12 protein-coding genes are annotated in these 15,111 nt (G+C 61.1%); 7 read left to right on the plus strand and 5 right to left on the minus strand.

Annotated features, from left to right (window positions below; genetic code table 11):
* Positions 1 to 19: 19 nt before the first annotated feature.
* The 4 genes from KUF55_RS13055 to paaZ form a co-directional block, all read right to left on the minus strand.
* Complete coding sequence (locus KUF55_RS13055) at positions 20 to 352, minus strand: hypothetical protein (RefSeq protein WP_218816868.1); 333 nt, start codon at positions 350 to 352, stop codon at positions 20 to 22.
* A 121-nt stretch (positions 353 to 473) separates the two neighbouring features.
* Complete coding sequence (locus KUF55_RS13060) at positions 474 to 842, minus strand: hypothetical protein (RefSeq protein WP_218816869.1); 369 nt, start codon at positions 840 to 842, stop codon at positions 474 to 476.
* A gap of 106 nt (positions 843 to 948) precedes the next feature.
* Positions 949 to 2,166 carry a phosphotransferase gene (locus KUF55_RS13065; RefSeq protein WP_218816870.1) on the minus strand — a complete coding sequence of 406 codons (1,218 nt, stop codon included), beginning with the start codon at positions 2,164 to 2,166 and terminating at the stop codon, positions 949 to 951.
* 227 nt (positions 2,167 to 2,393) lie between these two features.
* The gene (gene paaZ / locus KUF55_RS13070) at positions 2,394 to 4,520 is read right to left on the minus strand and encodes a phenylacetic acid degradation bifunctional protein PaaZ (protein WP_218816871.1); all 2,127 of its coding nucleotides are present in this window, start codon (positions 4,518 to 4,520) and stop codon (positions 2,394 to 2,396) included.
* Positions 4,521 to 4,633: 113 nt separating this feature from the next.
* Between paaZ and KUF55_RS13075 the strand changes: the two genes are divergently transcribed.
* From KUF55_RS13075 to KUF55_RS13085, 3 genes are all read left to right on the plus strand, one after another.
* Positions 4,634 to 5,074 carry a PaaI family thioesterase gene (locus KUF55_RS13075; protein WP_132358936.1) on the plus strand — a complete coding sequence of 147 codons (441 nt, stop codon included), beginning with the start codon at positions 4,634 to 4,636 and terminating at the stop codon, positions 5,072 to 5,074.
* Between the two features lie 164 nt (positions 5,075 to 5,238).
* The gene (locus KUF55_RS13080) at positions 5,239 to 6,126 is read left to right on the plus strand and encodes a serine protein kinase RIO (RefSeq protein WP_218816872.1); all 888 of its coding nucleotides are present in this window, start codon (positions 5,239 to 5,241) and stop codon (positions 6,124 to 6,126) included.
* Between the two features lie 224 nt (positions 6,127 to 6,350).
* Positions 6,351 to 6,779, plus strand: coding sequence for a hypothetical protein (locus KUF55_RS13085; RefSeq protein ID WP_132358940.1), 429 nt, complete (start codon positions 6,351 to 6,353; stop codon positions 6,777 to 6,779).
* Here KUF55_RS13085 and KUF55_RS13090 read toward each other — a convergent pair.
* Positions 6,760 to 8,424, minus strand: coding sequence for an ATP-binding cassette domain-containing protein (locus KUF55_RS13090; RefSeq protein WP_218816873.1), 1,665 nt, complete (start codon positions 8,422 to 8,424; stop codon positions 6,760 to 6,762). The two genes, KUF55_RS13085 and KUF55_RS13090, sit on opposite strands and share 20 nt — an antisense overlap.
* Before the next feature lie 456 nt (positions 8,425 to 8,880).
* Here KUF55_RS13090 and KUF55_RS13095 point away from each other — a divergent pair, with 456 nt between their 5' ends.
* The 4 genes from KUF55_RS13095 (at position 8,881) to KUF55_RS13110 (ending at position 15,008) form a co-directional block, all read left to right on the plus strand.
* The gene (locus tag KUF55_RS13095; protein WP_218816874.1) at positions 8,881 to 9,486 is read left to right on the plus strand and encodes a hypothetical protein; all 606 of its coding nucleotides are present in this window, start codon (positions 8,881 to 8,883) and stop codon (positions 9,484 to 9,486) included.
* A gap of 277 nt (positions 9,487 to 9,763) precedes the next feature.
* On the plus strand, positions 9,764 to 11,275 hold the full coding sequence (locus KUF55_RS13100) for an aspartate aminotransferase family protein (RefSeq protein WP_218816875.1): 1,512 nt from the start codon (positions 9,764 to 9,766) through the stop codon (positions 11,273 to 11,275).
* Entirely contained in the window at positions 11,272 to 12,615 is a 1,344-nt protein-coding gene (locus KUF55_RS13105) for a lysine N(6)-hydroxylase/L-ornithine N(5)-oxygenase family protein (RefSeq protein ID WP_218816876.1), read from the plus strand. Before KUF55_RS13100 ends, KUF55_RS13105 begins: the two co-directional genes overlap by 4 nt.
* The gene (locus KUF55_RS13110; RefSeq protein ID WP_218816877.1) at positions 12,612 to 15,008 is read left to right on the plus strand and encodes a GNAT family N-acetyltransferase; all 2,397 of its coding nucleotides are present in this window, start codon (positions 12,612 to 12,614) and stop codon (positions 15,006 to 15,008) included. Before KUF55_RS13105 ends, KUF55_RS13110 begins: the two co-directional genes overlap by 4 nt.
* Positions 15,009 to 15,111: the final 103 nt, after the last annotated feature.

Below are 15,111 nucleotides of genomic sequence, written 5' to 3' on the forward strand. Positions count from 1 at the left end.
CAGATCGATTCCCCATTAGTCAATCTTGCGGAGCCCGATCGTCAAGGCTTTCACGCAACATTCGCAGGTTTCTTGAGGAGTACTTCAGTCGCTCAAAGAAGCCAAGGCCTACAAGAAGTGGATGCCCTTTCCATAAAATTCCCGGAGCTAAGAGCGCGCCGGCAATCCCTGAAATTCCAAACAGCGTCGACTGGTTTGAATTCAGTGCAGGAATAAGGTTGATGAAGTAGATGCACGCTAGTAGAACTACCGTTGCTGCGATCATTGGCAGCAAGCGGAATTTGGGGATCTGAGTGCTTGTCCAGAGCATGCCTACGGACAGCCCAACGATTATTATCAAGGCGTAGCTCATGCAGTCACCCTACCCTTTGGCATGCTCGTCCATCCGCTAAACCGTTCCGGGCCATGCGTTCACACGCGTCAGGCCAGAGTTCGGTGCTGACGTTTGGCGGGTACGTCCTTGACTCTAGTCGCTAGGCAGCGCTGGCTGCCGATGGGGCGGATTTCGGCGAAACAGGTGACTGTGCAGAAACGGGAGATACCGGTGACTGTGCAGAAACCGGCGACACCGGCGAAACAGCGGACTTTGCAGAAACCGGCGACACCGCAGTCTGGGCCGACACCGGAGACGTCGCTGATTTCGCAGATACGGCCGACGGTGCGGAGGTTTCCGCCGCGGCGGTCATTTGTCCTGAGGCCGAGGAATCCTGCTGTATTGACTGCTCGTGGACAACCACCGACTCTTTGACGGGAACTGCTGGCTGGGCGACGGCGGCACCGGCTCCGATAGCAACTACGCCCAGCGCTCCGGTAATGGACCAAAATGTGCGTGACTTCTTCATGGTGTCTAACCCTTCATTCGTGGCGATGTTCTTCTTCTGTTTCCATCATGGCCAATGAATATGAGGTGAAAGGGAGAGCCGAATGAGAAGCTTCTCATCTTGCTCGCTAGCTGGCCCGAACCAAGAAATCCTCGGCTAGTTTCAAGCGATCCATGGCTACGCCGTGCCAGTCGGGATTCGTTTCATCACGGGCGCCTGCCACGAGGGACAAGACCACGCACCCCGCTCGGGCATACAACCCCTGCGCTGCTATGCCACGAGATTCCAGCTCCCGCCCAAAGAATTGGGCATAGCGCTCCAGGTAATCGTCCACCAGTTTGTAACGCGCGTCCAAGCTGGGCAGGACCGCCAGATGACCGAGAAAGCAGGCTAGATCATCAACGAGATAGCCTGGGCCGGCCGAGTCGATGTCCAAGAGCCCCGAAATCTGTCCGCTCGTGACAAAGATATTGGCCTCATAAAAATCCCCATGGCTGGGCACTAGTTTTCCGCGGTTCGCGGTTTTTAGGACCATGGCCAGTTCTTGACTCAGGGCACCGATGCGCGCCGCCTGATCGGGCACGGCGGTTTGCGCAGCATGGCCGTACCAATCCATGCGGTCCGACCAAGCCGGCCGAGCGGGAAATTCCATGAGTGCTACCGGTAGTGAGTCAAGCAGCTCGATGATGCGTTGCGGGTCCAACGGCAGGTCGGTCGCTGCCATCAGGTCTTCGGCCAGCGGCACCCCATTGGCCCGATGAAAAGCCACAACGCCCTGCACCGGCGGCCCAACGGGTCGAGATGCCGGGATTCCGGCACGCAGTAGTGTCAAGTGCTTGTCGTAGAGAAGCTGTGCGTCCTTGCGCAGGACCTTGAGAAACAGGTCGTGTCCGTCATCGAAGTGCGCCAGCAGGACCGCCCGGCGCAGGGGGCGGTAAGCCAAGGTCTGCAGCTTCGACAGGGACTGCCCGTTACCCCAGTTCGCTTCGACCAGTTCTGGGGTAGTGGCCAGCGCCAGACCGGGCAGCAGCGGGTCCGCTGGATGCAACCAGATGATGACGGTTCCCCGCCCGCTGTCCAGTTGTACGGTGCCGGCGGGTACGGAACTGAGGGTTTCTGCGGTGGCCCCAAGGTAGAGACTTGTTAAGCCGTTCGTGGCTGTGAAGACCCCCGAGACCCCGGCTCCGGGCCGGTGGTGTAGTTCCGCGAGGGTGACGGTGGCTTCGTCGAGGCCCATGGGACGGACCACGTCGGTCAGGATTTCGGTGAACTCGACGGATTCGAAGAAGTCGATCTGCTCGCGTTCGGTCCACGAGGTAGCTTCGTGAAGCGCTGGTGAATTCATTTACCCTCGTTCCTGGTGCCAACGGTCGGTGCGCTTGGTACGCGAACCGTGTGCATCCGTGTTCTCTGCCGTTACCCTCTCACATCCGACACACCAGCGGACACGGCGAGCAGTGCGGGCGCGTCGCGTTGGCTGATCCGGGAACAACAAAGGCTGGCCGCGCGCACTCCAGAGGGGTGCTGGCGGCCAGCCACCGTTGTTGTTCGCCGAGGTGAGCGGCCAGGTGCCTAGGCCCAGTTGGCGTAGGTGGTGTTTTCCTTCTCCACGAGGGTCAACACATCGTAGGTAGCCACGATCTCGCCGTCCTGGTTGTTGATCACGGCATCCCAGGCAACCTCTCCGTATTCGTCGGTCACTCGCGGCGTGATCTTCTTGGCCGTTAGCGTGACCCGGATGGAGTCTCCATCCGGCACCGGGGTGATGAACCGCAGGTTCTCCAGGCCGTAGTTGGCCAGCACGGGTCCCGGTGCTGGCTGGACAAAGAGTCCCGCCGCCCACGAGACCAAGAGGTAGCCGTGGGCCACGATGCCCGGGAAGAACGGATTGGCTTCAGCGGCGGCACGGTCGGTGTGCGCGTAAAAAGTGTCACCGGTTTCGTTGGCAAATGCGGTGATTTCTTCCAGGCTGACCACACGCAGCGGCGAGGCGAAGGCATCTCCGATCCGTAGTTCGGCCAACGACTTACGGAAGGGGTGAATGGCACCCTCGACGGCGCCAAACGCAGCATCCCCAGCGATCACTCGATCGGCACCGGTGTGCCAGATACCGGTGACGGCGGTAAGCATGTTGGGCGAGCCCTGGATGGCGGTGCGCTGCATGTGGTGCTTGACCGAGCGGATGCCGCCGAGTTCCTCGCCGCCGCCGGCGCGGCCCGGGCCACCATGAACCAGATGCGGAACCGGGGAGCCGTGGCCGGTGGAGCTGCGCGCGGTTTCACGGTTAAGCATGTGGACGCGGCCGTGGTGCGAGGCAATGCCGGTGGTGAGGACGCGCGCGCTATCGGGGTCATTGGTGCACACGGTGGCCACCAGAGATCCCGAGCCCTTGGCGGCCAGGCGGATGGCATCCTCGAGGTCCGAATAACCAATGACCGAGGACACCGGTCCGAATGCTTCGAGGCTGTGGACCGCTTCGTTTTCCACGTCGTCCCAGGTCAACAGCAGTGGAGACATGAACGCTCCCGCATCCACCGTCTTTTCCTCGCCCTGCGTGGTGCGGACCACCGGGGCGTCGAGAGTGCCGTAGGCGATTTCGCCGCCGGCTGCGATCATGGCTTCGACTGCGGCTCGCACGTCTCGCAACTGCTCCAATGACGCCAAGGCCCCCATGGTGACTCCCTCCGCGCGCGGATCACCAATCACCACCCGCTCCTTGAGGCGATCACCCACCGCCTTGACCACGTCGTCAACCAGCGCTGCTGGCACAATGTTGCGGCGGATGGCCGTGCACTTCTGACCGGCCTTGGAGGTCATCTCCGTGGTGACGGCCTTAACGAAGGCGTCGAATTCCGGGGTGCCAACCACCGCGTCGGGACCCAAGATGGCGGCGTTAAGCGAGTCCGTTTCGGCCGTGAAGCGCACTCCCCCATCAATGACGTTGGTGTGGGATTTCAAGGCGGACGCTGTGGAGGCGGATCCGGTGAACGAGAGCATATCGCGGTAGTCCAGCACGTCAAGCAGCGTGCGCGCGGATCCGGAGATTAGTTGGAGCGAGCCCTCGGGCAGGATTCCTGACTCAACGATCAGGCGGACGGCGGCCTCGGCGACATAGCCGGTGGGTGTGGCTGGCTTGGCAATGGTCGGCACCCCGGCGATAAAGGCGGGTGCGAACTTCTCGAGCATGCCCCAGACCGGGAAGTTGAAGGCATTAATTTGGGCAGCGACCCCGGGGATGCGGGTGTAGATGTGTTCGCCGGCGAAGGATCCGTCGCGGGAGAGCACCTCCATGGGCCCGTCGAGGATGACGTTGGAGTTTGGAAGTTCGCGTCGTCCCTTAGAGGAGAAGGTGAACAGCACGCCGATGCCGCCGTCGATGTCGACCATCGAGTCAAATTTGGTGGCTCCGGTTTGGTAGGAGAGTTTATAGAGCTCTTCGCGACGTTCGTTGAGGAACTGCGCCAACTCCTTGAGCTTTAGGGCTCGTTCGTGGAGGCTGAGTTTGCCCAGTTCTCGCTGGCCGACGGTGCGACCGTAGTCAACCACTGCTGCTAAATCAAGCCCGTCACTGTTGACCGTTACCAGCGCCGATCCGGTATTGGCGTCGAGGACAGCGGTGCCGCCGGTGATCTCGGTGGGGGTCCACCACGAGTTTTGAATGAAGCTGGGAACCAGTGGAGCCATGGGAGTTGTCGTCATCGACGAAATCCTTCCTGAACGATCGGTCAGTATTAGCAACCACAGTACAGTATGAGTTGAAACACCACGAGCCTCGGACTTGATCCAGCCCCAACCTTCAGGAGAAGTACAGCATGGACGCAGTGCAACCAACCGCACCTACCGCAGCATCCTCCATTGATGGAGTCTGGCAAATTGCCCTCGGTGAATTGGATATCAAAATGGGCATCAAAATCATCGAGGAATCGGTTGAGCGCGTGGTCGCCACGATGCCAGTGGAGGGAAATCGTCAGTCCTTCGGACTGCTGCACGGAGGCGCATCGCTGGCAGTGGGTGAAGCCGTGGGTTCCTGGGCTGCGGTGAAACACGCTTCAACCATGGGGAAATCGGCGGTGGGCGTTGATGTGTCGGCAACTCATCACAAGAGTGCCCGCAGCGGTCTGATCACCATTACGGCAACACCCATCAGTCTGGGCCGGCGCATGGCCAGTCATGAGGTCATCATCGAGAACGAGTCGGGCGAGCGTTTGTGCACCCTACGGATCACGAACCTGATCATCGACATCAAGAAGTAGTTCAATCTCCGAATCCATCATCTTAATCAAGTGATTGACATATATCAATGAGTTGTGGTGTTCTAGGAACACCACCATAAGCAACGACCCGAGGAGGAACCCGATGAGTGTCCTAACGATGACCCCGATACTTACTCTTCTTTCCTCCAGGAGTTGCTCAAGCAATGCAGAAAAACCGAAACACCTTCTCTCCAGAAACCTTTGAACCTCGTTCACCCGGCAATCGAACTCAACGTTCGGATCGTGCGGAGGACTGGAATTACCTTGATGATCAGCTAGCCGAAGACCAACGCTGGTCGACGTGGCCGGCAACGGAAAAACTCATGCGTGGCCCCGCGCCCTATCCGGAATTTGTCATCGAAGACGCCGGCGCCATCGACACCGAACTCGGCATTCTCAAAACGGGCAAGGAAGCAGACGTCTTTCTGATAGAGCGAGCCATACCCGAGTACGGAACGCTACTGGCGGCCAAACGTTACCGTGGCCTCGAAGAACGAACCTTCACCAGATCCTCTACATACACCGAGGGTAGGAGCGTGAAGCGCTCGCGTGATGCCCGAGCCTTGAAAAATGGCAGCACCTACGGTCGGTTGGTGGAGGCATCACGATGGGCCGATTCCGAGTGGCGATTCCTGCGAATGTGCTTCGAAGCAGGAGCTCCAGTTCCCTATCCGGTGCAAATCATGGGGACCGAAATCTTGATGGAATTTATCGAGGACCCAGAATTCCCCGGGGCGGCAGCACCGCGGCTGAAAAATACCCATCCCGACCCACAACGTCTGCAGAGATACTGGGACCAAATCGTCGCGGCCATGAAGGTGTTTGCCCGGCTCGGCTTTGCGCATGGCGATCTTTCGCCATACAACATCTTGGCCGCCGGTGACCGGATCGTGGTCATAGATCTTCCACAATGTGTTGATCTAGCGGGTAACGATCGAGGCACCGAGTTACTTGACCGCGACTGTCAGAATATCTGCACGTGGTTCCAGTCCCGCGGCCTAAAAGTGGACAGTGACGAGCTGCTGGCGGAGTTACTGGCGGAGGCTTGGTGAGGTAGCCGAGCCGAGCCGCCGAACGGACAGCATTACGCCACCTTTGACAGCTCAACCGTGCTGGTATCGGTGCGGGTGGAGGACTATGGTTGGGCCACCATTCTGCTTGGGCCGCCCATACGGAACTTTCCACTCGCACCCAGCTGTTGAGGCAGCGGCCACGTGGCCCCGACCGGCCTTCACACAGTAAGTACCCTGAGCAATTTCCAGAAAGGACTTTTACCTTGCGTACCGCATACAAGGTTGTTGCTCACATTATTGCCGCATTTGTTGTGGTCCAGGCCGCGTTAATCGCCTGGGGCACGTTCGACGTTATTGGAATGATCACCGCCGGAAATGTTCCGGAAGGCCCACCGCTGGCCGGAATCATGCATGGCATGGTCGGGATGTACGTAGTCCCGGTGTTGGCACTGGTCTTGTTGGTCATCGCACTGTTGGCCCACGCCGGTCTGAAGTGGTCCTTGTGGCTGCTGCTCGCCGTTGCGCTGCAAATTTCGTTGGCTTTCATGGCCTTCGAGGTCGCTTGGGTGGGGATCCTCCATGGCCTGAACGCCTTTGCCGTGATTGCCTTGGCCGAGGTTGGCGCACGGGCCGTGGCGCACGCTCCGGTGCATGTGCCTCATGCTCGGAAGGTCATGCGCCCGGCGGTGTAGCGCCTCGTTGCATTTCCCATTCACGATCCGTGGCCAGCGCGGCGAGGAATTCCTCATCGTGGCTGGCCACCACCATGGCACCGGCAAATGATTCCAGCGCCGAGAGCAGCTGCTCGATGGTGCCCATGTCTAGATTGTTGGTCGGCTCATCGAGTATCAGCAACTGTGGGGCGGGGTCTGCCAGCAGAATCATCGCCAGGGCCACCCGGAACCGCTCCCCACCCGACAGCTGAGCCACCGGTTCGTCAACGCGTGCGCCCCGGAAATGGAATGCTGCCAACTTCTCCCGCAAGAACCCCGGCTCCACACTCGGCGCGGAAAGCCTGAGATTTTCTAACATACTTAGTCCGTCATGGAGCCCGGCCCATGCTTCCCCTCCCCCGGCAGCAAGTCGCTGACGGAGGAATCCGACCGGCACCCGCGATCGCGTCTGCAATTGATTCAGCAACGTCGACTTGCCCACCCCGTTTCCACCGACCAGGGTGATGCGTTCTGGTCCCCTGATGCCCAGCATCGAGTCTTTGTCCAGAGGCTCCCCGTCTTCGAGCACGCTGCCGCGAGTAATCGCGGCAACCGGCAGCTCAACCACGCTGCGCCCGGCGGGAACGTGAGTGTGCGGCAGATCGATTCCGATCCGCAATTCCACGGGTAACCCATTACGGGCCGCTTCTAATTCGGTGCGGGCTTCTGACTCATGAGATTTCATGATGCCGCGGTTCTTCGCCGCGGAAACTTCTGCCTTATTGCGCAGCGAGTTGGCCAGAATCTTTGGTATGGATTCCGCTGCCTTCTGACCTTGTTTGGAACGCCGAGCGATCTTGGTTTCCGCCTCACGACGTTGCCGCGTCTCGAGCGCCAACTTGCGGCGCGCATCGCTGAGCCTTCTGGCGGCACCCTCGCGTTCGTGACCTAGGGATTCTTCCCTAGAATCCCAATCGCCGAAGCGCACCAGATCCATCCTCTCGGCACGCAGGGCGCGCACGTTGACCGGGCGCAGCTCGATGAGGGAATCAAGCATTTTCAGCAGTGTCTTATCGTGGGTGGAAACCAGCATGGTCCCGGAGAAGCGTTCAACCATTTCGTAAAGTCGGTGACGCGCTGAACGATCAAGGTTATTGGTCGGCTCATCAAGTAAGGCGATTCCATCGCCGCGGATTTCCATGCCGGCTAGCGCCACCGCCATGGTTTCCCCGCCGGACAGGGTACCGACGGTGCGCCGCAGGAATTCGGGTGTCACCTCCGCATTCAGGTAGCCGTTTAGCAGTGCGGCCGACCGCTCCTCGAGGTCCCAGTCATCACCAACCAGATCCATATCCCGCATCAGGTCCTCGGTCGTGTTGTCTAGAATTCGGTGCAGCGCCGCCAGAGTGTCAGCGATGCCCATCAGGCTTGCCACGCGTCGGCGGGTGTCTAGGACAACGTCCTGCGCCAGGTAGGACGGGTGCGCGTGAGTATGGACCGTGCCTCGCGTGGGCTCGAGTTCTCCGGCGATCAGCCGAAGCAGCGTGGATTTGCCCGATCCGTTGGGCCCGATCAAACCTGTGGTGCCACGGGAGAATGTCGTTGAGACGTCATCAAAGACGGTTCCGCCATCGGGCCAAGAAAAGCCAAGGCGGTCAATAATGATGGGGTTTGGGTGTTGCATGGTGGTTCTCATTTCGGCGAAGGATGCGCCGAAACATGACCACAACCTCACGTTGCCCCGCGTGCGGGGTGGAGATCATGGTGTTTCCTTGGCGCGATTAGGCGAAGGCGAGAACTAGCAACACGTCGTGGTCCTGACGAAAGACAATGGGACCCTTCAATCCTGCGGCCGAGAGACCACGGCTGTCAAATATCCGGCCTGTGCAGCCAGGGAACTCACCGAGGTTATCGACCGGCGTCCCACCCCAATTCCTGCTTGGCGCTCGGGCTCGAAAGTAGTTAACCGATCCCGCCGGGCGGCACAATACTGGTCACGTTTGACAGTCAACTGATCTCCCCACACCACAGTGCAGGGCAATGCTCGGTGGGCGTAGCTGGATCCGGCTCAATCCGAAACGGCTCGGATCGTTATCTCAAAGACTCACCAAGGTCACCTTTTATTGCCTAGGCTCAGGTCATGAACCGAATTCCAAGGATGGTGGCCGGACTCGCGGGTCTGGGACTACTGTTGACGGGTTGCGTACCCCTTGACGACGGTTCGGCGGATCCCATCATGCCGTCCAGTTCCGCGGAACCAGTTCTCCCGCCTCTCATCACCGCATCTTCGCAAGCGCCTGAATTGCCGTCGCAGCTAAGCCCTACCGACGGGCTGGAACAACGAATCATGGCATTGCATAAGTCCTCTGTTGCCTACCAGGTGCAGCAGGGAAAACACCCTCTCGATCATGCCGTTCCCGGGAGCGAACGGGTGCTTCTGGCCGAGCGCCTTGCCCAAGGCATGCGCTTTGAGTTGCCCGAAAAACAGTCGGGCGACTCGATCATCGTTGAAATGACGTGTTCGGAGAGCATCGATGCACGTTTTGAGGTCTACGACGTGACGGGACGGAGTGTCGGTAGCGGTAAATCTTCCTGCTCCCCAGAGGGGCCCTCCGGCTTTGGCTTCGGCATTTCGGAGGATCATCGTGCCCGCCAGATTGACGTCAGCTACGTGCAGGAGTCCTTGATGGAATTGAGCGTCACAACCTTCACCTCAACCGAGCAGGAATACCCCGCCGGGAACTGACACGCCCATGGCGCCACCCGAGGTCAGATCGTGCGGGATGAAGCCTTGGGGCAACTTTGCGAAGTGTGACGCGTGCGCTGGGGCCCACGGCGCCCCGTGGCGGGTACAGGTCAGTCGGACGGACACTTATGCCCGCCCGACTAGGGCTTTATTGGTTGTTGATTGAAGTTAAGTTGTATTAACACCCTTTCGTATGTCTTTAATGTCACGGCACGAGTTAGGTAAGCATAACCTTTGCTTACCGTCTCGTGGCGATCCCCGATCTTAAAGGAGCCCCATGACGCCCCCACGTCCCCTGGCGCAGACCCTGTCCACACCCTTCGACATCGCCGCCGAGTATTTGCTCGACAGCGACACCGCCGAACGCATGGCCGAGGAATTCGGTGCCGCGGCTCAGCTTGCGGCACGATCCATCGCGGCGGCCAGCGGCCCCACCACCGGACCACGTCCCGCGGCATTGCGTGCTCGGCTTGATGCCGTGGACCTACGCGCACCACTGGGAAGCACCGCCGCTGCACTTGATGAAGCGACCGAGCTTTACCTCCGCGACGCCGTGTACTTCCATCATCCGCGTTATGCGGCGCATTTGAATTGCCCGATCGTGCTTCCGGCCATTGCCGCCGAAGCCCTAGTCACCACCGTGAATACCTCGATGGATACGTGGGATCAGAGTGCCGGTGCCACACTCATCGAACAGCGTCTCATCGACTGGGCGGCGTCCTTAGCGGGCCTTGGCCCCGACGCCGATGGAGTCTTCACCAGCGGCGGTACCGCCTCGAATCTGCAGGCCATGTTGCTGGCCCGCAACACCGCAACGGCACGACTTGTGGGGAGTCTGCCCGAACGACTGACCGGACTGCGGATCTATGCTTCCGCCGACAGCCACTTCAGCATTTCCACCTCCGCGTCCCTGCTGGGGCTGGGCGCCGAGGCAGTGGTTTCCGTCCCCGTTGACGGGCTTCACCGGATGGATGCGCACGCACTGGCACTCGCCCTGGAAGCGGACCGGGCCGCCGGATTCCGCGCCATGGCCATCGTGGCCACGGCCGGTACCACCGACTTCGGGGCGATCGATCCCCTGCATAACATTGGTGCCCTCGCGGCCCAGTACAATGCCTGGTTCCACGTGGATGCCGCCTACGGTGGCGGCTTACTCGCCTCCCCCCGGCACCGCGACATGCTTGCCGGAATCGAGGCAGCAGACTCCGTGACGGTTGACTTCCACAAGTCGTTCTTCCAGCCCATCGGTTCCAGCGCCATCCTGGTGCGGGACCGCGCGGCATTGGCGTTGGTCTCGCACCACGCCGAATACCTCAACCCGGCCGCCGAGGCGGGACGCGCACCCAATCAGGTCGATAAGTCCCTGGCCACCACCCGCCGCTTTGACGCACTGAAACTCTGGGTGACGCTGCGGACCCTGGGTGCCGACGCGCTGGGATCCATGTTTGATACCGTCATGGATTTGGCCACGGCGGCGGGTGAAATTGTCACCGCACATCCCGAGCTGGAGTTGGCCGCTGAGATCCAGTTGAGCACCGTGGTCTTCCGCTATGTGCCGCAGGTCCCCGAGACCGGCGGGGAACCGCTGAGCAATAAGATCCGCAGCGCGCTTTATGACTCGGGCGAAGCCATGGTGGCCGCCACCACCATCAATCAGGTGCGCTACCTCAAGCTCACGCTGCTTAACCCACAGACCACCATCAATGACGTCACCGCCATCCTTGAGGCCATCGTGACCCACGGCCGTCGATTGTCCGGCGAGCGCACACCGATGGAGGTGTCGGTATGAGCATCACCACGTTGGATACCACACGCATCTACGACGCCATTGGCATTGGCGCCGGCCCCTTCAACCTCGGCTTCGCGGCCCTGGCCGATCCCATTTACGGGTTGGAGGTGCTGGTGCTCGAAAGTGCCGAGGAATTTGCGTGGCACCCGGGCATGATGCTCGAGGGTACTCACCTGCAGGTTCCCTTCATGGCCGATCTGGTGACCATGGCCGATCCTGCGAACCCGCTGTCATTCCTGAGCTACCTCAAGGAGAGTGGGCGCCTCTACTCGTTCTACATTCGCGAGAACTTCTACCCGCTGCGCGAGGAGTACAACAACTACCTGCGCTGGGCCGCGGCCCGCCTGCCCTCGGTACGCTTCGGCGCCCATGTGGCGGCCGCCCGCTTCGCTGACGGGGTCTACGAGCTCGATGTGCATACCAGCGAAGGCGTGCATACCGTACGCACTAAGCATCTGGTGTTGGGTACCGGCACTTCCCCGTACGTTCCCGCCTCCGTTCCCGAATGTGTGCTCTCTTCCCCGGCAGTCGTGCATACCAGCGGCTACCGTCCGGCGCGCGAAACGATCGCCTCCGGCTCCCGCATTGCGTTGGTGGGCAGCGGACAAAGCGCCGCGGAGGTCTTCGCCGACCTGCTCGGAAGTCTGCGCCCGGATCAACACCTGCAATGGGTGACACGCTCTGCGCGCTTCTTCCCACTGGAATACACCAAGCTGACCCTGGAGATGACTTCCCCGGAGTACATCGATCACTTCCACTCACTGCCACAAGGCACCCGCGATGCGCTATCCGCCAGCCAGAAGGGGCTGTACAAGGGCATCAATGCGGATCTGATCGACGAGATCCACGAGATGCTCTACCGCCGAGAAGTCTCCGGGCATGCCCCGGTGACCCTCCGCGCCGCAACTGCCCTGCAAGGGGTGGAGCACCACGACGGTGCCCTGCACATCAACCTGCGCAATCAGGACGACGGCGGGGAATTCTCCACCGTCACGGACACCTTGGTATTGGCCACCGGCTATGCCTACCGCGAACCGGAATTTCTCACCGGACTCGGGGAGCGCGTCAACCGGCTGCCCGACGGGCGTCTGGCGGTGGATCGCAACTATGCCATCACTTCCCCCGGCGACATCCTCGTACAAAATGCCGAGCTACACACCCACGGTTTTACCGCCCCGGATCTCGGAATGGGTGCGTACCGCAATGCGGTGATCATCAACCGCATCCTGGGCCGCGAACATTACTTGGTGGAAAAACGCATCGGCTTCCAGCACTTCGGTAGCCCCGATGCGGCTACCAGCGACCAACCTGCCCCCGCACTTTTAGGAGCCAGAGCATGATCTCCACCCTTGAACGTCTCACCATCCCCGCGGCCACGGACTTCACCCTGCGCCGCTTTGACCCACTCACCGATTCGGCGCTGCTCCACGGCTGGGTGAATACCGAACGTGCCAGCTACTGGGGCATGCTGGGCTGCACCCATCAACAGGTGCGCGACGCGTATGAGGCCTTGGAGGCCGATCCACACCACCACGTGCTACTGGGTCTGAAAACCGGCAGCGAGCATGAATCCGCCGAGACTCCTGCCTTCCTGCTGGAGCACTACGCCCCCGAGCATTCGGTGTTGGCCGGGCGCTACGCCCACCAACACGGTGATGTGGGAATGCATCTGCTGCTCGCCGGCCCCGGCACCGACGGTCCCCTACCGGGATTCAGCGCAGCGGTCATGGAAGCCGCGCTGGCCCACCTCTTCAGCGATCCGGCGGTGCTACGGGTGGTGGTTGAGCCCGACGCAGCCAACACCGCCATCCACTCACTGAACTCCCGGCTCGGGTTCCGGGCCCAGCACCGCATCGAGTTGCCGGCCGGCGACGATACCCCGGCCAAAACCGCGCTGCTGTCCTGGTGCACACGAGCGGACTTTGTGGCGGCCACCGGGCGCGCCTCCAGCGTTACCGCACACCTATCCGCCGAACGTTGGGAGGTAGCCAACCGGCATCTACTGGCCAAGGCCATCGCCGAATTCACTCATGAGCGGATCCTCACCCCCGAAGCCACCGAGACGGGCTGGCTGGTGAATCACGGCGATCATCAATACCGGTTCACCGCCACGCGGCACCAGCTAGAACACTGGATCATCGACCCGGTTTCGCTCTCGGTACAGATTCAGGGACGCAGTGCCGCCGTTGAGGTGGCCGGCTTTATCCTCACGTTCCGCGAGGTCTTGGGCATCTCCGCCGCGCAACTTCCGGTGTACCTCGAGGAAATTAGCAGCACCCTGGCCTCACATTGCTATAAACAATTGCACTCCACTCTCAGCTCCGCCGAGCTGGCCGCCGGCACCGATGACACCATCGTGGATTTCCAGCGCACCGAAGCGGCCATGACCGAGGGACATCCCTGCTTCGTGGCCAACAACGGACGGCTGGGACTCGGGGCCAACGATTACCTCTCCTTCGCTCCGGAAACCGGTGCCGTCATCGCCTTGGAATGGCTGGCGGCCCACAAATCCCGGGCCCACTTCAGCGCGCTGCCCGGACTTGATATCAATTCCCTGCTCACCGAGGAACTTGGAAGGCCGCAGTTGCAGCTTTTTGAGGCTCGGATCACCGCGGCCTGTGCCGGTAGCACGCTGGATCCGGCCGATTTCATCCTGCTGCCCATCCACCCCTGGCAGTGGGAGAACAAGCTCGCGGTGGTCTTTGCCGCAGATATCGCCAGCGGTCACCTGCTGCATCTGGGTGCCGGTGAGGATCGCTACCAGCCACAGCAGTCCATCCGTACCTTCTTCAACCGCAGCTCTCCGAGCCGCCACTACGTCAAGACGGCATTGTCGGTGCTGAACATGGGCTTTATGCGCGGATTATCGGCCGCCTACATGGCTGGCACTCCGGCCATCAACCTGTGGCTCACCGAGGTCTTCGCGGGCGATGCTGAGCTCAACGGCGAAAATCTGGGCCTCTTACGCGAGATCGCCGCGGTCGGGTATTCCTCCCCGCTCTTCGAAGCCGCCGGTGCCGATGCTCCGCAGCGCAAGATGCTCGCAGCTTTGTGGCGCGAGTCCCCCGCCGCGCTCATCAAGCCCACCCAACAGTTGGCCACGATGGCCTCACTGCTGCATATCGACGCCGCCGGCGCCTCACTAACCGCTGCGCACATCCGGCGTTCGGGACTCTCCGGATCCGAATGGCTCACGCGCTATTTCGACGCCTACCTCGTACCCTTGGTTCACTGCCTGTGCCGTTATGACCTGGCCTTTATGCCGCATGGGGAAAACGTCATCCTGGTCTTGGAGAATTCGGTGCCGGTGCGCGTGCTACACAAGGACCTCGCCGAGGAGGTGGCGGTGCTCGGAAATCACCAGGACCTGCCGCCCGCGGTTGAACGGATCCGCGCCCAGGTCACGGGACCGGAACGGCGACTGGTCATCTTTACCGACGTGGTGGACTGCTTCTTGCGGTTCTTGGCTCCGGCACTGGCGCGCGAGGGCGTGTGCTCGGAAGATGAGTTCTGGGGCACCGCGGCGGATCGACTGCTCGCCTACCGCAAGCGGAACCCGGAAACCGCCGAGGCCTTTGACGCGCTCGAGCTGTTTGCCGAGTCCTTCGAGCTTTCCTGCCTGAACCGGCTTCAGCTGCGTAATAACGCGCAGATGCTTGACCTCACCGACCAGTCCGGCGGCCTCATCTACGCCGGCACGCTGGCCAACCCGTTGGCCGGTCGCGGACTCTAAGCGAACTCAGTCCGAATGTCCGGGTGTCCCAAGTAGCGCCACCATTGGCGGTTCTTGGGCCACCCGGATTTCGGGTGACCGGCCCGGGCAGCCCTTTAGGTTC

This window comes from Paeniglutamicibacter sp. Y32M11 (assembly GCF_019285735.1).
GTDB lineage: Bacteria > Actinomycetota > Actinomycetes > Actinomycetales > Micrococcaceae > Paeniglutamicibacter.

Excerpts from the sequence above, each read along its gene's own strand:
- KUF55_RS13055 (WP_218816868.1), bottom strand. The coding sequence starts at position 352 with ATGAGCTACGCCTTGATAATAATCGTTGGGCTGTCCGTAGGCATGCTC.
- KUF55_RS13060 (WP_218816869.1), bottom strand. The coding sequence starts at position 842 with ATGAAGAAGTCACGCACATTTTGGTCCATTACCGGAGCGCTGGGCGTA.
- KUF55_RS13065 (WP_218816870.1), bottom strand. The coding sequence starts at position 2,166 with ATGAATTCACCAGCGCTTCACGAAGCTACCTCGTGGACCGAACGCGAG.
- paaZ (WP_218816871.1), bottom strand. The coding sequence starts at position 4,520 with ATGACGACAACTCCCATGGCTCCACTGGTTCCCAGCTTCATTCAAAAC.
- KUF55_RS13075 (WP_132358936.1), top strand. The coding sequence starts at position 4,634 with ATGGACGCAGTGCAACCAACCGCACCTACCGCAGCATCCTCCATTGAT.
- KUF55_RS13080 (WP_218816872.1), top strand. The coding sequence starts at position 5,239 with ATGCAGAAAAACCGAAACACCTTCTCTCCAGAAACCTTTGAACCTCGT.
- KUF55_RS13090 (WP_218816873.1), bottom strand. The coding sequence starts at position 8,424 with ATGCAACACCCAAACCCCATCATTATTGACCGCCTTGGCTTTTCTTGG.
- KUF55_RS13095 (WP_218816874.1), top strand. The coding sequence starts at position 8,881 with ATGAACCGAATTCCAAGGATGGTGGCCGGACTCGCGGGTCTGGGACTA.
- KUF55_RS13100 (WP_218816875.1), top strand. The coding sequence starts at position 9,764 with ATGACGCCCCCACGTCCCCTGGCGCAGACCCTGTCCACACCCTTCGAC.
- KUF55_RS13105 (WP_218816876.1), top strand. The coding sequence starts at position 11,272 with ATGAGCATCACCACGTTGGATACCACACGCATCTACGACGCCATTGGC.
- KUF55_RS13110 (WP_218816877.1), top strand. The coding sequence starts at position 12,612 with ATGATCTCCACCCTTGAACGTCTCACCATCCCCGCGGCCACGGACTTC.